Genomic DNA, 19,946 nt, shown 5'->3' on the forward strand with positions numbered 1-19,946 from the left:
TTTTATTACTATAGTATCTAGAGAACTTCTTGTTTTTTGTTACTTCCTCGGTATTCTACCGGGGTAATACCTACATAATTTTTAAAAAGTTTTATAAAATAACTCTGATTATCGTAACCTAAACGTTCACAGATTTTACCGACAGAGTCAGATGTCTGGTCTAGCAATTCCTTAGCTCGTTCCATTTTAATTGTCTTTACATAATCAACAAATGTTTTGCCAACTTCCTTTTTGAATAGTCTACTGAAATAACTAGGATTTAAATACAAGTGACTGGCAACATCATCTAGACAAATTTTCGTTTCAATGTTCATCGAAACATAAATACAAGCTTCTAATATTTCCTTATGATTGGAACTGTAGATAGCCTCCGTAGCAAGCTTTAAAGCCGCCTCTAAACAATTAGTAAGCCACTTTCTTAAGTCGTGGATATTTTCAATATACAGGATTTCTTGGTGAAGAATTTCTACGTTGAAACTGGATTGGAAGTATTGTAGCGCTTTAAGCTTTAATTTTAGTTCTAATAATAATTTCAAAACCCACTCCTTAACAATTTCGGGTTCAAAGCAAATTTCCTGGATAAAGGTTAACCATTTATTGACAAATGGTTGAATTTTATTAGCCTCTTTATTAAATATAAGATTTCTTAATTCAATAATTGCCTCATCATAATAGGAGAACAAATCCTTGTTGGAAGTGTTTGTAATATCGATTCGCCTTGTGATTAAACCAGCATCCATATAAAAACGCTGCACCTTACTATCTAGCAAATTCTTTATTTCTGATTGAAGCTGGTCTGGTTGTACGTTTTTGCCAATTAAAATAGAAATATTCACATCCAAATAATTTTTAAATGCTTCTTGTATTTTTATTAATGTCTCTTTTGTTTGACCAAAATTATCGGTCTTTAAGGATTCTTGGTAAGAAGATAAGATGATTAACTTGTTATTTTCAAATCGAAAGTGAATTGCATCTGTATAACTATTCATTAATACTTCTTCAATGACATTCTCCATTGCAAAATTGAATAAATCCTCAGACGAGTATAGCTCCTTATGCTCTTTATAATTTTCTATGAAGCATAAAATTGGAATATAAGGTCTCCTCTCAAGTTTAAAGCCTGAATAATTGTCATAAAGATACCATTCCCGCTTACGATTTGGAGACTGATTGATTAGCTCGCGACAAAATTTCTCTTTTGCTAAGTTTCTATTTTTTTCTACTTCACTTTGTAACTTGACTTCATTAATGCTTCGTTGATAATCCATTTCTATCTCTTGTTTAATTTTCAAAAGAAGTCGTGATAACGCCTCAGGGTCTAATGTTTCTTTTAATAAGTAGTCTTGAACGTTTAGTTGTAACGCTTTTTGGGCGTATTCAAATTCACTGTGGCACGACAAAATTGCGACTTGAAGGTCCGATTTTTTTTCCTTCATTTTTTCAGTAAGCTCTAATCCATTCATTTTTGGCATTCCTATATCGGTTATCAAAATATCAGGCATATCATTAATGGCATAAGCTAAAGCGCTAGAACCATTCTCATGCATACTGTGCAATTCTAAATCAAGTTTTTCCCATTCAATCATCTCGGACAGAAACTCTAACGCAGGATAATCGTCATCAACTAGCATCACCTTATACATCCTCATCGCCCCTCTCCATTGGAATCATTAACGTGACTCTAGTTCCTTTTTCCACATAACTCTCAACTTTTATTTGAAATTTATTACCAAATGTCATCACTAATCGCTCGTAAACATTAGATAAGCCGATACTAGAAAAACCTGTCTTACCAATAGATTGGCCTTTTATATTAAGATGATTTTGATTACCAAGATTACTTTGAAGAGTCTCCAATTTTTTTGAATCCATCCCTATACCATTATCCTCAATTTCCACAATAAAGTTATCTTTTGTCATAAGTGCATTTAGCTTAATTATTCCTTTACTTTGGTTAAAACCGTGAATCAAAGAATTTTCAATAATTGGTTGTAAGACAAAGCGCGGAATCATTTGATTATAGCATTCATCTGATATATTCTTCACAAAGGTAACAGATTCCTTTTGTCTCATATTCATAAGAAAAATATAGTCTGTAACAATATCAACTTCTTCAGCAAACGTAATATTTCCTTTATCAGATTCTATTGTCATTCTTAATAGTTTAGAAAGCGAACTTATCATTTTTGCACTTTCTTTATCACCATTTCTAAAAACCTTTATTCGAATGGAATTTAATACGTTAAATAAAAAATGCGGATTTATTTGCGCTTGCAACATCGCTAGTTCAGCTTTTCTCTTCCTTGATTGCGTCTCTTGGACCTCTTTTATCATTTCATTAATTCTATCCAACATATGATCAAAAGATTTAGAGAATCGCCCTAATTCATCACTACTATGGAGCCGCGATCGAACTGCTAGATTACCTTTTTGAACCTTTTCCACCACTCCTCCTAAATGGACAAGAGGTTTAGTTATCCGGTTAATTAAATAAGCTAATATGACAAAGAAAATAGTAAATGAAATTAGTAACAAAAAAAACACTCTACTAAAAATGGAATTAATCGTCGAAACAGCTTGTTTATAAGGGACCACAGAAACTAGTTGCCAGTTATTATAAATAAGTTCTTTAGTCGTTATCAAGTAGTCTTGATCTATAAAGCGTATGATATTTGAAATGTTTTTTTTCTGATTTTGTTCCCAATAAGCAAACTTTTGGCCAATTTGATTATTATTCTTATGTGATAAAATAACCCCATCCCCGTTAACAAGCATAATCTCTTCATTTGCCTCTCGGTTTTCAAATACTTCACTAAGTTTGTTTTCAAAAATCGTCACAATTACATATCCATAGATAGCTGACCTTTGATCACGCAAAGGTCTGGCAATTGATATTTGATAGGGATTATATGTTTTTTCTGATTGAAAAACAGTCGGATTTGTCTCTATCCAAAATGATTCATAACCGTGCAACGTCTTTAGTTGTTCAAACCAATCCTCCTCATAAATTAAGAGAGGATCATATTCAGACACCGAGTAATTCGTATAGTATTTACCATTTTTCAGCAGTATCGTTACCTGTGATTTTTTCCCTAAAAGTGTAATATCACTAATCGTGTCCATGACTGTTTGATTTTCTAAAAACTGTTCGTAATTTTCTTCTTCATTATCATCTTCTTGTGCTTTAGATTTCAGAATGGAATTTAATTTTGTATCCAATTGAACAAAATTCAACACGTATAACATATCATCCAAAAGTTTGGAGACATACTTCTCCGTTAGTTCAAGTTCATTATTTGCATTTTGTATCGCTTGCTCTTTAATTGCATCTCTTGTCAAATAGTTATAAATAGACAGAGTTAAAATTACTGGCAAAATAATACATATGACAGTAGAAATGATAACTTTATTTCGAAAGGTTGGTGATGTTAACATTGCCTTGATGCCCATAAAATTTCTCCCTACTATCAACAACAGTTTATAGAAACGAAATTCCATCAGCACCTATACATTACACTGATGCTTGGAAGTGATTAATCTAATTTTTCTAATACTCTTATAAACAGCTAGAAGGCATCGATTTTAATTGGCTCAAAACCGATACCTTACTAACCCTAAATAAGCTTAATTACTTTCTAATATTTCTGCAGCTTGTTTTTCAAGATTCTCAATTGTCGTATCAATATCTTGTTCACCATAGATTAACTTTTCATATTCCGCTTGAACAACTTCATAAATTTCAGCTTGACCTGCAACTGGCGGAATTAATTTTGATGCTTTAGAATTTTTCAATACATTAATTAAGGAATCTTTATCCACTTTTTCTGGGTTGTTTGTATCTGACAAAATTGTATCTACAATACTAGCAAAATCATCTTCACTCACACCATTCCACGATGGAATATTTTTACCTTGAACGATTTGTCCCTCAGTAGTGTACCAACGAATAAACTTGTAAGCAGCCTCTTTATTTTCTGAATTAGAAGCAACAGACATATAGTCTGTAGTCACAGGAGTATATCCACTTTCTCCACTACCCTCGTTTGTTGGATAAGGTGCAATACCAACCTCAAAATTTAACGGGAATTGATCAGTTCCACCTAATTGTGTGTTCATCCAGCTACCAATTAATACAAGACTTGCATCCTGGTTAAAGAATTGTGTACGATAATGTAGCTTTTGCGACAAGATATCTGTATATGGTGTTGCTGATTGGTCTTCTTTTTCCATTTGCAGACGCATTTCTAATGTTTTACGGAACATTGGATCACCAAAGTTTTGTGTACCATCTGCTTTTATAAATCCAGAGTTTTCATTCTTACTAGATAGTGCTAACTTTAAATACTCCATCCAGCCGCCGCCTTGTGGTCCGTGGAAGTATGTGCCATAACGCTCGTCAGTTGTTAGCTGTTTCGCATAATCCATAAATTCTTCCCAAGTCCATTCCGTTGGAACTTCAAGATTAGCTTCAGCTAATTGATCCTTGTTCACTAACACATACCACGGGTTAAACTTACCTGGAAGCGCATAGTATTGACCATTAAGTATCGTATTTACTTTATATTCTTCTTCAACCTTGTATCCTTCCGCATCAATAAATTCGTCAATTGGCGCCACCATTCCTAAACTTACACGTTCTGCATAACCAGCTGGATCACTAAACATCAATACATCCATCTTTTCACCAGAAGCTGCAGCTAAGTCTAGTTTTTGCATTGCTTCTTGTGTATCACCTTTTTCACTTAAAACAATTAAGTCTACATTAATATTTGGATTCGACTCTTCAAAAGCTCCTATCGTCTCTGACCAATTATAATCAGCTTCGTTACCAAATGTATAGAACTTAATTGTAACTTCCTCTTCTTGATCCGCTTGGTCTTGACCTGTATCCTCTTGATTAATCTGCTCAGTGCTCGTATCATCTGATTCTGCGCTTGATGCAGTGTCATCCCCCTCAGAATTACATCCTACTAGAATACCGATCATGAGAAACACAGCTAGTACAGCTAACCAATACTTCTTTTTCAACATTAAAAAACCTCCTATTATAATATTATAGTCAACGCTTAATGTAAACCCTTACAAAATAATTGTAACAAACGAAAAACTACTTCGAATAAAACTTTTTTTACCTATGTTGTAAAAAAATTGACATCGGAGAGGGACAAAATCTTGTCCTCTCCTTTCTAGTTTTATAAACTTATCCTTTCACACCACCAAGTGCAATACCTTCAATAACCTGCTTCTGTCCGATTATAAACACAATCAGTAAAGGTAGTATCGCTGAAACTGCTGCAGCCATCATTAAAGTATAAAACTCACCATTAATGGTTGTAAACTTTTGCATCGCTAATTGAATTGTATACAGACTATCCGTTCTTAAGAAGATCAATGGGTTTTGATAATCATTCCAAGTCCAAATAAATCTTAGAATTGCATAAGTAGCTACTGCCGGCCGCACGATTGGTAATGCAATAATCCAAAATATTTTCCAGTGTCCTGCACCGTCTATCTTTGCTGCCTCGATTAAGTCAGTATGAATCCCCATAAAGAACTGACGTAACATAAATGTTCCTAACACACTAAAACTTCCTAGCAAAATTAATCCTAAGTGACTATCAAATAAACCCATGCTTCTAAACAAGAGAAACTGCGGTACTAAACTTGCTTGAGGTGGAACCATATACGTTGCAAGCACAATAAAGAATAACCACTTTCCCGCCGGAAATCGCACTTTAGAAAAACCATATGCCGCTAATGAAGACACTGTACAGGAGACTAATGTCGTTAAAACTGCTACTTTGATTGAATTCCAATAGTATAGATAAAAAGGATAATCACCAAACCAAACTTCCTTATAGTTGCTCGCCGCATTCCACCTTTCAGGAAGCCATTGAATTGGAAAGTTAAATACATCTGCTTCAATTTTAAACGAAGTAGAGAGCATCCAGATAAACGGTAGTAAAAATGCAATACTACAAAAGAATGTAATAATTGTTATTATTAGTTTTTTAAAATCAATCTTTGTTTTGTTCATTTGCCTGTCCTCCCCTTAATAATTCACCCATTTTTTCTGTCCTATCCACTGTAAAATGGTAATTAGGAAAACAAATAAGAATAATATTACTGCTATAGCTGAAGCATAGCCAATCTCTAAGTTGATAAATGCAGTTTTATATAAGTGCCACACGAGCATGGTCGTTGAATGCATCGGACCACCTGCCGTTAAAACAGCGATTAGATCAAACACTTTAAAAGTAGCAATTATCCCCGTTACTAATAAGAAAAACGATGTTGGAGAAACTAATGGTAACGTAATGTTCCTAAATTTATACCATGCATTTGCTCCATCCATCTCTGCGGCTTCATATAGTTCTTTCGGAATTGATTGGAGTCCTGCAATATAAATGATTAAACTGAATCCTATCGAAATCCAAATATGAATTAACATTACTGAGATTAACGCAAAGTTAGGGTCAGCAATCCAAGTTGGCGGATTCTCAATTCCAAGGGACATCAACACTTGGTTAATCGGTCCCTGTGATGGATGGAATAATACTTGCCACACGACCGCGATCGCTACAACACTTGAAATATATGGCATAAAAAACGCCACTTTGAAGTAATCCTTCATGTATACATACTTATCAATAATAACAGCTAAAACTATTGCAACCACCATCGTAATCGGTACAGTAAGGATAAAAATTGCGTTATTAATAACAGATTTTACAAATACTTTATCTCCCAACAAATCTTTAAAGTTTTGAAATCCCACCCACTTTAATTGGTCCCAGCCTGCAACGAACTTCCAATCTGCAAACGCCAAAATGAAGGTCGCTATAATTGGCATTAGTACAATAACAGAAACACCAATTAACATAGGTAAAACAAACAATGCACCCGCTATACTTTCATTCCTCTCAATACTGTTTTTCTTTTTCAATTTTACTTTTGTTATTCTCTTTTTAGCCGGTTGTATGTCCATATTTTCCTTCATCTGTCTCACCCCATTTAGTAATAAATAATTAATAATTTGCAACAGTTCAATAACAACGCCTACTGATAACGTTTGCATTAAAATGTTTAATCTGCCATAGCAACCTGTTTATTTTGAATTGTTGTAAATAAGTGCTGTGAAAAGAATGTTGTTACAAAACATAGACCACTTCCTAAGAAAAAGAATGTAATGGCAGGAAAGATAAAGCACAGAAAGAGTACTGAGCTTACACCCATACACATAATCAGCGTCTTCACAGGAAATGAAATACCGATAATTATAGCAGATTTAAAATGTTGAAACGTTGAATTTTTATACTGAACAACAATTGGAAAAAGATAAAGCGTGGTGACCACGTACAAAATTAAAACAGTTGCAAAACTTCCTAATATGATATAGCGGAAAGGCCCTTCAAAATATTGAAGAAGACTTAAGTCAACAACAATAAAGGCTCCAATTACAATAAGTACGAACCAAATTAGACTTGCTTGCTTAAAGTCTGACTTATAATACCTAACAAATGTCTGAAATAACGGAAAATCATCCTCTCCTTTCATCCACTTTTTCATTATGGAAAACATAGCTAAAGTGGATGGTCCAAATCCAAATAAGATAAATCCAACTAAAGTGAATAGCAGCCATAATAAATTAAGGCAAGCAAATCGATAAATCCACTCGCAAATTCGAAATAAGCCGCCTGTTAAACCACCGTGAATGTCCATGAAAAATCCCCCTTTTCTTCATTCTTTGTGATTTTTTCTCATATACCCATCTTATAGAATTCCAGTAGTTTAAAATAGAAAAATTTTTTACCATAATATTGTTTTTTTTTACTATTTAAATCAATCAAAGAGAACAGGAGTCCTTTACATGCCAAACAAAAAGCAAAGCACCTATCACAAGTGCTTTGCTTTAATTTATATATCAGAAGAGCTTTTCACTTTCAACTCAAGTCCTGGCTTATTAGGAACATCGTGATGATGACGGCATCTTGGTTCGTAAGATTCTGACGCACCGACCAATATAATTGGGTCATCATAGGAAGCGGGTCGGTCGTTTATTAAACGTTGGGTTCTACTTGCAGGTGAACCACAAATCGGGCAAATAGCATTTAGTTTGGTAACAGATTCACTCAATGCCATAATACGTGGAACCGGGCCAAATGGCTCTCCGCGAAAATCCGTATCTAATCCGGCAACAATGACACGATGGCCATTGTTGGCAAGCTGTTCAATGACATCAACAATTTTATCATCAAAGAATTGGACTTCATCGATTCCGACTACGTCAACATCTTCGTCCATATTCCTTATAATTTCGTCAGAACAATCTACCGGTTTTGCGATAATTGACGTTCCGTTATGTGAAACGACGGAATCCTCTGAATATCTGCTATCAATGGCAGGTTTGAATACCCGGACTGTTAGATTGCCATATGTAGCACGACGTACTCGTCTAATTAATTCCTCAGATTTACCTGAGAACATGCTCCCACAAATAAGCTCTACCCATCCACTGTGTTTCATTACATGCACGTACGGGCCTCTCCCTTCCATTTGTTCTAGTTTTATTATAAACGGTTTTATTTTCAGTTCAGCAAAAGGCTATATATAAAGATCTTAATTTATGGAAATATAGTAAGAAAAGCGCAAGTCGCGCCTTGCCCAGCCTGACAGATTTGGGTTTCGGTTCAGTCATTCTGTCGATGATGATGCCCTTTATCGACAGATTTGAGTTCCGGTTCAGTCATTCTGTCGATGATGATACCTCTTATCGACAGATTTGGGTTCCGGTTCAGTCATTCTGTCGATGATGATACCTCTTATCGACAGATTTGGGTTTCGGTTCAGTCATTCTGTCGATGATGATACCTCTTATCGACAGATTTGGGTTTCGGTTCAGTCATTCTGTCGATGATGATGCCCTTTATCGACAGATTTGGGTTTCGGTTCAGTCATTCTGTCGATGATGATACCTCTTATCGACAGATTTGGGTTCCGGTTCAGTCATTCTGTCGATGATGATGCCCTTTATCGACAGATTTGAGTTCCGGTTCAGTCATTCTGTCGATGATGATACCTCTTATCGACAGATTTGGGTTCCGGTTGGGGACAGGCGCCCTGCACTAGACAGCTCTTGGATTTTTTATGCTTTCGTATCTTCTAAAAAGTAAAAAAACAGGCAAAAGTTGTTAGACAATTTGCCTGTTTTTCCTCTTATTCTCATTAGCTAATAGTGACTGCGCGGAGTAGGCAAGCCCATTCCACTTCCTTTTAGTCCAGCTTTGGCTCCTAGGTCCTCGTGTATAAGCGATTCCTCTTCAGTGTCGAAGTTCACGACACTTCCGCGGACTCGCTTATCCAGTCGGACCTGACCAGTCGCCTCCGCTTTCTATCAGTCCAGTTGCATGGGCTAGATGCTCGGGTCATAAGCAATCCCCCATAAGTCCCAAAGACCAAGGACTTAATGGTGGCTTGCTTACGCCCGTCGCATCTGGCAAGCCCATTCCACTTCCTTATATTAGCTAAGGTTGTATTTTTTCTTAAATCGGTCTACACGGCCACCAGCTTTGTCAGCTTTTTGCTTACCAGTGTAGAACGGGTGAGACGCTGAGCTAATTTCCACACGGATTAATGGGTACGTGTTGCCATCTTCCCATTCAATAGTCTCGCTAGAAGACTTTGTTGAACCGCTTAGGAATTTGTAGTCAGAGCTTGTATCAAGAAATACAACTTTTCTGTATTCCGGATGAATTCCTTCTCTCATGTCTTTCCACTCCTTCTGCCCTGAATCCTTAGGAAACAGAGTTATTTTTAGAGAATGTCAAGAGCTTTATTAAGCCTCAATCAAAGGTACTTCGAAAAAGCACCTCGATTAGTTTCGATAAAACTCACACAGGTAAGATTATAACAGTGTAAAAATTTGATTGCAAGAGCTTGTTTGATTAAATTATTTCCTAAGACTTACTAACTTTTCGTGTTGTTCCTTTGCGCTTCATTTCTTCATCCATTTGTTGGAAAAATTCTTCGTTATTTTTCGATGCACGTAAACGTCTTAAGAAGCGCTCCAAGAAATCAGGTGAGTCCTGCATCGTTTTACGGATTGCCCACATTTTATCCAAATGCATTTTAGGCAATAGTAGTTCTTCTTTTCGTGTGCTCGATTTTAAAATATCGATAGCAGGGAAAATTCTACGTTGCGCTAAATTACGATCAAGGTGCAGCTCCATATTACCTGTACCTTTAAATTCTTCATAGATAACGTCATCCATCCGCGAACCTGTTTCAACAAGCGCCGTTGCCAAAATTGTAAAGCTACCGCCTTCCTCAATGTTTCGAGCAGCACCGAAGAACCGCTTAGGACGGTGGAAAGCTGCTGGGTCAATACCACCAGACAACGTTCTTCCACTTGGAGGAATAACTAGGTTATATGCTCTCGCTAGACGTGTAATACTATCCATTAACACAACGACATCTTTTTTATGTTCAACGAGACGCATCGCACGCTCTAGTACGAGTTCAGATACTTTAATATGATTCTCTGGCACTTCGTCAAAGGTAGAACTAACGACATCAACATCAGGGTGGACAGAACGCTCAATATCGGTTACTTCCTCAGGACGCTCGTCTACTAACAGAATGATCAACTTCGTATTCGGGTGATTAACAGAAATGCTATTAGCGATTTCTTTTAAAAGCATTGTCTTACCTGCTTTAGGCGGCGCAACAATTAGACCACGCTGGCCATAACCAACTGGTGTTAGTAAATCCATAATTCTAGTGGATAGCTCTTTCGGTTGTGTTTCTAGTTTTATTAAACGGTCAGGGTATAGAGGCGTTAAGGCAGGAAAATGGACACGTTCTTTAGCAATTTCAGGGTTTTCCCCATTTACCGCGTCAACGTGGAGCAAACCATAGTAACGCTCATTCTCTTTCGGCGGACGTACTTTACCTGAAACCTTGTCCCCATTACGTAAATCAAAACGTCTAATTTGCGATGCAGAAATATAAATATCTTCTGCACTCGGCGAGTAATTAATCGGACGTAAAAAGCCAAAGCCTTCCGATGGGATAATTTCTAAAATACCATCCATAAATAGGAAGCCATCTTTTTCCGCTTGTGCTTTTAAAATGGAAAAAATTAATTCTTTTTTCGTTAATTTTGCATAATATGATACTTTAAATTCTCTCGCTTTCGCATAGAGGTCTTTTAGAGTCATTGACTCTAAATCTGAAATAGTAATTTCAGCCATATTCATTCACCACACCTATTAAATTTTTCTAAAAGAGGTTGTTCAAAACGGATTTCTCTTCCGATGTCATTTACAACAAGCAACAAGGATTTTCCTTGTACTTCATGCAATTGAAGAAGACACATGGAAGTACTTTTAAGCTTGCATTCACATTAAAGAATACTAGAATGATTGATACTCGGATACATTAGGGAATTTTTCACTTTTATTTGGGTTACATGCAATTCCTGAAATGAAGTCTTTTTGGAAAAGATTGAAACAACAACTTGCTATGCTGAAGTAATCTTACAGTGAACTTGACCGAAGTTATCGTTTCCACTCCAAGAAGCGTTTTGAAGGAAAGCATTGCGCTATAATCGAAGTATTGTTATCCTATCCGCAATTAGTTACTTTATGTTACTCTCTAATTGCATTTTTTTAAATCTCTTCCATCGTACCTTTTTCACAAGGATTATTCAACCGTTATTTACACACTATCCGGTATTTTCGCTCGGGAACAGAAGAATGTTGGAGTTTTAGAAGTAAAATAGTGAAGCTAAACAGCCCATCAATTTTATTATCGATTAAATAAATGCACGTTTTACTTGAAAAGGAAGCCGATTTTTCAGGCTTCCTTTGATTCGTTTACACTAACACGTAGCCATTTCAAGAATTTTGGAATTGTTCAATCTCTTGTTCTGTCATTTCTTCTCGCCAGATTTTCGCACCTAGATTCGTTAATTTTTCTGTTAACTGCTCATACCCACGATCGATATGTTCCAAGCCAGTTATTTCGGTAACACCATCTGCCATTAAGCCGGCGACAATTAATGCAGCACCTGCCCTGAGGTCACTAGCCTTTACTTTCGCCCCTTCTAATTGCACTGGTCCTGAAATAATCGCTGATCCACCCTCTACTTTGATTTGCGCATTCATTCGGCGCAACTCATCAATGTGTTTAAAGCGAGCCTGATAAATCGTATCGGATACGACACCTGTTCCTGTTGCTCGTGTCAATAACGATGTAAACGGCTGTTGCAAATCAGTCGGAAATCCTGGATAAACGAGCGTCTTGATATCCACGCTTTTCAGGTTTTTCCCTGGCTGTATAAGTAGCTGCTCATCACCAGCTTCAATCGACACACCCATTTCGCGAAGCTTTGCTAAAAGCGATTCTAAGTGCTGTGGAATAACATTATCGATTAACACTTTTTCCCCTTGGGCAGCAGCCATTATCGTATAGGTACCTGCTTCAATTCGGTCTGGGATAATCGTATGCATGCAGCCTGTAAGTGTTTCTACTCCTTCGATTCGGATGACATCGGTTCCTGCACCTTTTATCTTAGCACCCATGCTTGTTAATAGTGTTGCAACATCAATAATTTCTGGCTCTTTCGCTGCATTTTCGATGATTGTTTTTCCTTTTGCCTTTACAGCTGCTAGCATAATATTAATCGTTGCACCGACACTAACAACATCCAAGTAAATCCGCGCCCCGCGCAATTCATCGGCACGTAAATAAATGGCTCCTTGTTCATTAGTAATCTTTGCACCTAATGCCTCAAAGCCTTTAATATGCTGGTCAATCGGACGTGGCCCCAAATGGCAGCCACCAGGTAAGCCAATCACTGCTTGTTTAAATCGACCAAGCATCGCGCCCATAAAGTAATAGGACGCACGCAATTTTTTCACTCGACCATTCGGTAGTGGCATAGCCGCCATCTGACTTGGGTCGATATGAATCGTTTGGCCACGCCACTCACAACGCCCACCAATTTCTTCCAACAAATGACTCAACGTATCTACGTCTGAAATTTGAGGCAATCCTTCAATAATCACTTTAGAATCCGCCAAAATAGCTGCCGGTAATAATGCCACGGCACTATTTTTAGCTCCACTAACTCTCACTTTGCCGTTTAGAGGATTGCCACCTTCTACAAGTATTTTTTGCATATGGAACTCCTCGCTCCTCACTTTAAAGGTTGTACGGAAGATGAGTAGATTCCCTCATCTTTTCGCCCTCTCTTATTTGCTTATAAACATACTTTGGCATCGTCCTACAGGTAGACAAGATTCATCCCACTTAGTTTTGGAATAGTTATTCTTGTTAGTATTCATAGTTTGTACAAATTTACCAAAACCATACAACATTTTCTTTTCACAAAGTATCGAAAAAGTCTGTCAACCACTACTCACATAAGAGATGAGAATCATTGTAAATTTTTTTGATGATCTTATTAGCTAACGCACGCATATGTACAAATAGTTTTAATAGACCTATCAATCACAATAGTTTTATTATAACGTTTTATCCTAGTCTCGGCCAATTTAATTTAATAGCTTATAGAGATTTTCACTTCGATTATGCGTTAGCGTGTTCCTATGTTTGCTTCAAAATTTATTATACTTAAAGTTCGTTCCCGAATTGGCTAGAGATGAAACCTAAGTTTAAGTATTCGGACTCGGCTCACTGCCTGGCGCCTTTTTTTGTCCGAATTAGGCCAGGATTCGGACTCATTTCATTGTCCAGCGCCTCTCCATGTCCGAACCTGAGGCTGTATTCGGACTCAACTGACCTAGAGCAATCCCAAGCAAAACAAAAAAACTGCCGGGAAGAGGCAGTTTTCTTTTTCAGTTCTATTAGGAATGTATAGTGATTTTGATTACGCTTTGTTAGAAGATCCGAATTCTCTCATCTTGCTAATTACTGTTTCTCTAATTGCATCACGACTAGGGCCTAAGTATTTACGTGGATCAATCATGTCAGGATTTGCTGCTAACACTTCACGAACTACTTTTGTTTGTTGAATTTGGTTTTCAGTATTTACGTTAATCTTTGAAGTTCCATAAGAAATTGCCTTTTGGATATCTTTTGTTGGAATACCTGTTCCACCGTGAAGTACTAGAGGTACACCAGCAACAGTGTTGATTTCTTCCATTTCTTTAAAACCAAGGTTTGGTTCACCTTTGTATGGACCATGGACAGAACCAAGTGCTGGAGCTAGGCAATCAATACCTGTACGTTCAACAAGTTCTTTACACTCTTGTGTGTCAGCATAGATGATGCTTCCAGATACGTCATCTTCTTGGCCACCAACTGTTCCAAGTTCTGCTTCAACAGAAACTCCGTGGATGTGAGCCAATTCTACTACTTTAGAAGTTGTTGCAATGTTTTCTTCAAATGGATCATGGGAAGCATCGATCATTACAGATGTGAAACCTGCATGGATTGCTTTTGCACAAGCCTCGAAGCTTGAACCATGGTCTAAGTGAATAGCAACCGGTACAGTTGTTCCTTGTGCTTCCATTGTAGCTTTAACCATTGCTACTACAACACCAAATCCACCCATATATTTTCCAGCACCTTCAGATACACCAAGGATAACTGGAGACTTTTCGTCTTCAGCCGCTTGCAAGATTGCTTGAATGTATTCTAAGTTATTAATGTTGAATTGACCTACTGCATAGCTGTTAGCATTTGCTTTTTCAAGCATTTCTTTCATTGAAACTAATGGCATGATATTTCCTCCTTCAAGTGATTATTTTAGCTTGTCCTATTACCAAATAATAAATTGCTCTCTTTTAGGTACACTATAAGAATACCGAAAGATTGTGCAAGGTGCAACAAGTCAATCTCAGGGAAGCGTTTTCAAATTTGAAAAAATTTTGCATTATTCCATTATTTCTCAAATCATTATATTTATGGTTATTTTTCCCATTAAAAAAGTCCAGGACTGACAGGTATGTTCAGTTCTGAACTTGCAATTTACTATATACGAATCATTATGTAAAAAAACCGAACATTTATTCTTGTAACAAGCGATTGATCGTTCGACGTGCATCTTCTATGTTAAAGGGCTTAGCAAATACTTCTTTTACTATTTTACTTCCTTCTACTTTTTTGGCAGCTTCATCGGCCAGGCCACTCATCAGGATTGTAGGTATATATTTCCCTTGTTCCTCTAACTTTGCGATTAACGCATGACCATCCATGATCGGTAATTTGAAATCAACGATTAACAAGTCCGGATTTGTTGTTTGTAATGTATCAAGTGCTTCTTTAGCGTTCTCTAGGCTTACAACCTCATGCCCATCGCTTTTCACGATTTCTTCCAATAGTAAGCGAATACCAAGCTGGTCATCGACAATCATGACTGTTTTATTCATATAAGTGCTCAACCCTTCCCAAATGTAGTTCAGTTATAGTAAGTACCAGCATTCCCCATTCCCCTTTGCTAGAAGTTAATTTTCTAGAGATACTATCCATATTCCTGCTTTTTTTACAAAAAAAGATAATTATGTCTTAAATTCCCTAGTATTTTTGAAACAAAACCTATTTTTTTGGGAATAGCAACAACAAGCTTAAGAAAACGATCTATATGGTGCCCTTTGCCACAAAGTTGGTTCTTAAGAGCTCAGGCGGACTAGGCGCCGGGGCTAGACAAGAACAGTTCAAGTCGCCTAGGAAGACTAAGGCAGGCGACGAAGTGGAGCACAATTGACTACCGTTTAACCGCCGGAAGGACTCAGGTCGGGCGTTAATAGCGTTCTTTAACTACCGTTTAACCGCTGGAAGGACTCAGTCGGGCGTTAATAGCGTTCTTTAACTACCGTTTAACCGCTGGAAGGTCTCAATCGGGCGTTAATAGCGTTCTTTGACTACCGTTTGACCGCCGGAAGGGCTCAATCGGGCGTTAATAGCGTTCTTTAACTACCGTTTAACCGCTGGAAGGACTCAGTCGGGCGTTAATAGCGTTCTTTAACTACCGTTTAACCGCTGGAAGGACTCAGTCGGGCGTTAATAGCGTTCTTTGACTACCGTTTAACCGCTGGAAGGACTCAGGTCGGGCGTTAATAGCGTTCTTTGACTACCGTTTGGCCGCTGGGAGGGCTCAATCGGGCGTTAATAGCGTTCTTTGACTACCGTTTGACCGCCGGAAGGGCTCAATCGGGCGTTAATAGCGTTCTTTGACTACCGTTTGACCGCCGGAAGGGCTCAATCGGGCGTTAATAGCGTTCTTTGACTACCGTTTGACCGCTGGCAGGGCTCAACCGGGCGTTAATAGCGTTCTTTGACTACCGTTTGACCGCTGGCAGGGCTAAATCGGGCGTTAATAGCGTTCTTTGACTACCGTTTGACCGTTAACAGGGCTCAATCAGCAGGCAAAAAGCATCCGCGAAATGGCGGTCTTTGCCATGTAGAGGATTGACTTACGACTCGGGAGGGGGTAGGCGCCCGGAGCTAGACAGCTCTTCGATTTTTCAACAAAAAAATCACAAGGCGGCAGTGTAGCGACCTTGTGACTTTTTTCACACGAAAAAATTATGCTTTTATTTTTGTTGCTCGTTTTTCTAATGATGCACCAACAAAGCCGTAGAATAAGCGTTGTGGGCGGTTTGGTCTTGATTTAAACTCTGGGTGAAACTGTGATGCTACAAACCACGGATGATCTTGTATTTCAATCGTTTCAATTAATCTTCCGTCAGGACTTGTCCCAGAGAAGACAAAGCCACTTTCTTCCATTTGATCCCTAAATTGATTGTTAAATTCAAAACGATGGCGGTGACGCTCGTAAATAACATCTTCATCGCCATAAGCTTCTTTCGTTTTTGTACCATCGACCAAACGGCATGGATACACACCTAATCGCAGTGTACCACCTAGGTCAGAGATATCCTTTTGCTCAGGTAGTAAGTCGATAATCGGGTAAGGGGTTGATGGGTCAATTTCTGCAGAATGGGCACCATCTAATCCAACAACGTTACGGGCAAATTCGACAGTTGCAAGCTGCATTCCTAAACAAATGCCGAGGAATGGGACGTTCATTTCTCTTGCAAAACGAATCGCTTCAATTTTACCTTCAATGCCACGATCGCCGAAACCACCTGGTACTAGAATACCATCGACATCTGCTAGGACATCCACAACATTGTCAGCATTTAATTCTTCGGCATTAATCCAACGAATCTCTATATCGGAATCGTAAGCAAAGCCCGCATGTTTTAATGCTTCCACAACAGACAAATAGGCATCTGGGAGCTCAACATACTTTCCAACAAGTCCAATTGTCGTTAATTTAGATAGATTTTTAACACGATTAGCTAAGTCGACCCATTCTGTCATATCTGCAGAACCACAATCTAAACCAAAATGCTCACACGTAATTTGATCCAAATGCTGCTCTTGTAACGATAACGGAATGTGATAAAGTGTATCAGCATCACGACATTCAATGACTGCTTTTTCATCGATATCACAGAAGAGGGCAATCTTCTCTTTCATATCTTGACTTATCGCCATTTCCGTACGAAGCACGATCACATCTGGTTGAATCCCAAGCGAGCGCAACTCTTTTACACTGTGTTGTGTCGGTTTTGTTTTTAATTCACCAGCTGCTTTAATGTAAGGTACTAATGTACAGTGAATATACATCACATTATCTTTACCAATATCACTTTTAATTTGGCGAATCGCCTCTAAGAATGGAAGAGACTCAATATCCCCAACTGTTCCACCAATTTCGGTAATGACAACATCTGCATTCGTCTGCTTACCCGCTTGAAAAACTTTATCTTTAATTTCATTCGTTATATGAGGGATAACCTGCACCGTTCCACCAAGATAATCACCACGACGTTCTTTTCGAATAACCGTTGAATAAATTTTTCCGGTTGTAATATTGCTATATTTGTTCAAATTAATATCGATAAATCTTTCATAGTGCCCTAAGTCTAAGTCTGTTTCAGCTCCGTCTTCTGTTACGAAAACTTCTCCATGCTGATAAGGGCTCATTGTACCTGGGTCAACGTTAATATAAGGGTCGAATTTTTGAATCGTCACCTTTAACCCTCGATTTTTTAATAAACGACCTAATGATGCAGCAGTTATTCCTTTCCCAATCGAAGAAACAACACCACCAGTTACAAAAATGTACTTTGTCACCCTTCATCCCTCTTTCTATGTGAAATAGTATAATTAGTATGGTTTAAAGCCTGTAGTTCTCATGCGCTATTTTTTGACAACTGTATAACTATAATCAACAAACCGACAAAAAGCACGCCTCACCACCACTAAATAAAAGCTTGTATTTCATGGAAACAAACAAAAAGCGTCCCCTAGTTAAAGGGAACGCCGAAATGTCAATTGGTCATTATAGTGCCCAAAACACATTTTACTTATTTGCCTGACCAAAGTCAAGACTATTTATTTTTCCTCTTCTTCGGCATCTTCTTCATCAAACTCATCTCCCTCGAGTCCTTCGTCATCTATTTCATCAAAATCTTCCGAGTCCGCCTCATCAAAATCATCAGCATCTTCTTCAATATCGTCTTCCTCAATATCTGCCTCATCATCGTCTGTAGCAACATCTTCTTCGTAGTCGTCAAAATCATCGTCCTCAAAGGCATCGTCAAGCTCTTCCTCATCCAGGTCATCTTCTTCAATAAAGTCGTCTACCACACTACGCTTTGCTGCCTTTTTCTTTTTCTTTTTCTTCGGTGTAGACGTGATTTCTTCCTCAATTTGCTCGACAGGGTACCAACGCTTTAGTCCCCAAATATTAGAACCAAGCGTTAAAAAACGTCCGTCCGTATTTAAGTCCGTGTAAAATTGGGCCAGATTATCAATTTTCTCTTCTTCTGAGAATCCTTTTAACTTTGCAATTTCATCGAACATTTCTCGAAAGTCCGTTGCTTTATTTTTTTCAATCAACATGAAGTTAGCCATTTCAATCATCGAGATGTACTTAATCTCTTCTTGGCTATAATCTTTTAAGCTCACGGTCCAGCACTCCCTCATATGTATAATTTACGCATTTTATATAGTTAGAGCTTAACTCTCTCAATTTCCGTGTTAAAATTAGGCAAAACTACCGTATAAAGCCTACCATACATTATATTGTTATCAAAATCAAAATGCAATGGATGAGTACGATTCTATCATAGCCAAAAAGCCTCACGCTTAACCCTATTCTAACGGTTTTGGAAAAGAGTGAGAGTACTTGCCACTCAACGGTTAATAAACTGCATGAGACGATCAACCTTTTCTTCCGTTAAATCGCCGGTATTGTCAAAAATAAGAACGTTATCTTGTGGAATATCCCAGTTAATCGTTGGTACGAAATCGACCCGCGTCTCATACGAATCCCAGTTATTCAATTTCCAAGAGTCACGAACCGTACCTCTTTCTTCAATGCGTTCACGTTGCGTATCCATATCATCCAGTGTAACGACAACTACTTTCACATCGACTTCTTTTTCGGTGCGATTGCTATCTGCAATCACTTGCTTGATCCAATCTTCGTTTTTAAGTTCCGCTGTAAACGGGGATATCATGAACACATCTTGTCCAACAGACAGATTTTCAATACAAATATCCTTTGCCGTGTCATATTCCAAATCTCGTAAGTTTTTCTTATAAAAGTCGGAATCACGGTCATTTTTATCCATGTTATTCATTTCTAAAATACTCTCAACGAATCTTCCACCAACCGTATCCCGGTCAATAAACGCACACGGCCGCCTCAGTGCCACCTCACGTGCAACGGTTGTCTTCCCTGTTCCTGCAACACCTACGAAAAATACTAGCTTTTGCACTTTCAAACACCTCTTATCCTATTATAATCTTATATGTATGCTATGTCTTTTCTATGTTATCGCATTCAACCAAAGAACGCACCTGAAAGCAATAATATTTTTGTTATTTTACTTATTATC

General features: G+C 37.9%; 15 protein-coding genes. All 15 read right to left on the reverse strand.

Annotation, left to right across the window (positions count from 1 at the left end; all coding sequences use genetic code 11):
• Positions 1-17: 17 nt before the first annotated feature.
• Positions 18-1,643, reverse strand: a complete 1,626-nt coding sequence (locus NC799_RS07570) for a response regulator transcription factor (RefSeq protein ID WP_272445796.1) — start codon at positions 1,641-1,643, stop codon at positions 18-20.
• Entirely contained in the window at positions 1,636-3,450 is a 1,815-nt protein-coding gene (locus tag NC799_RS07575) for a sensor histidine kinase (RefSeq protein ID WP_272445797.1), read from the reverse strand. Before NC799_RS07575 ends, NC799_RS07570 begins: the two co-directional genes overlap by 8 nt.
• A 174-nt stretch (positions 3,451-3,624) precedes the next feature.
• On the reverse strand, positions 3,625-5,031 hold the full coding sequence (locus NC799_RS07580) for an ABC transporter substrate-binding protein (protein WP_272445798.1): 1,407 nt from the start codon (positions 5,029-5,031) through the stop codon (positions 3,625-3,627).
• A gap of 169 nt (positions 5,032-5,200) precedes the next feature.
• Positions 5,201-6,037, reverse strand: a complete 837-nt coding sequence (locus tag NC799_RS07585) for a carbohydrate ABC transporter permease (RefSeq protein ID WP_272445799.1) — start codon at positions 6,035-6,037, stop codon at positions 5,201-5,203.
• A gap of 15 nt (positions 6,038-6,052) precedes the next feature.
• Positions 6,053-7,000 (reverse strand): carbohydrate ABC transporter permease, encoded by a 948-nt coding sequence (locus NC799_RS07590; RefSeq protein WP_417006672.1) that lies wholly within the window; start codon positions 6,998-7,000, stop codon positions 6,053-6,055.
• 86 nt (positions 7,001-7,086) lie between these two features.
• Entirely contained in the window at positions 7,087-7,722 is a 636-nt protein-coding gene (locus tag NC799_RS07595; protein ID WP_272445800.1) for a YesL family protein, read from the reverse strand.
• A 195-nt stretch (positions 7,723-7,917) separates the two neighbouring features.
• Positions 7,918-8,535, reverse strand: a complete 618-nt coding sequence (locus NC799_RS07600) for a thymidine kinase (protein WP_272445801.1) — start codon at positions 8,533-8,535, stop codon at positions 7,918-7,920.
• A gap of 985 nt (positions 8,536-9,520) precedes the next feature.
• Positions 9,521-9,766: a type B 50S ribosomal protein L31 gene (locus NC799_RS07605; RefSeq protein ID WP_272445803.1), complete on the reverse strand. Its 246-nt coding sequence runs from the start codon at positions 9,764-9,766 to the stop codon at positions 9,521-9,523.
• A gap of 190 nt (positions 9,767-9,956) precedes the next feature.
• Positions 9,957-11,252: a transcription termination factor Rho gene (gene rho / locus NC799_RS07610; protein WP_272445876.1), complete on the reverse strand. Its 1,296-nt coding sequence runs from the start codon at positions 11,250-11,252 to the stop codon at positions 9,957-9,959.
• A gap of 645 nt (positions 11,253-11,897) precedes the next feature.
• A complete protein-coding gene (locus NC799_RS07615) occupies positions 11,898-13,184 on the reverse strand; it encodes a UDP-N-acetylglucosamine 1-carboxyvinyltransferase (protein WP_272445804.1) in 1,287 nt (428 codons plus the stop codon).
• Between the two features lie 710 nt (positions 13,185-13,894).
• Positions 13,895-14,749, reverse strand: a complete 855-nt coding sequence (fba, locus tag NC799_RS07620) for a class II fructose-1,6-bisphosphate aldolase (RefSeq protein WP_272445805.1) — start codon at positions 14,747-14,749, stop codon at positions 13,895-13,897.
• Between the two features lie 286 nt (positions 14,750-15,035).
• Complete coding sequence (locus tag NC799_RS07625) at positions 15,036-15,398, reverse strand: response regulator (protein ID WP_272445806.1); 363 nt, start codon at positions 15,396-15,398, stop codon at positions 15,036-15,038.
• 1,156 nt (positions 15,399-16,554) lie between these two features.
• Positions 16,555-18,174: a CTP synthase gene (locus tag NC799_RS07630; RefSeq protein WP_272445807.1), complete on the reverse strand. Its 1,620-nt coding sequence runs from the start codon at positions 18,172-18,174 to the stop codon at positions 16,555-16,557.
• 261 nt (positions 18,175-18,435) lie between these two features.
• Entirely contained in the window at positions 18,436-19,011 is a 576-nt protein-coding gene (gene rpoE, locus NC799_RS07635; protein WP_272445808.1) for a DNA-directed RNA polymerase subunit delta, read from the reverse strand.
• A 227-nt stretch (positions 19,012-19,238) separates the two neighbouring features.
• Positions 19,239-19,826, reverse strand: coding sequence for a P-loop nucleotide/nucleoside kinase family protein (locus NC799_RS07640; protein ID WP_272445809.1), 588 nt, complete (start codon positions 19,824-19,826; stop codon positions 19,239-19,241).
• Positions 19,827-19,946: the final 120 nt, after the last annotated feature.

Source organism: Aquibacillus salsiterrae (assembly GCF_028416595.1).
GTDB lineage: Bacteria > Bacillota > Bacilli > Bacillales > Amphibacillaceae > Aquibacillus_A > Aquibacillus_A salsiterrae.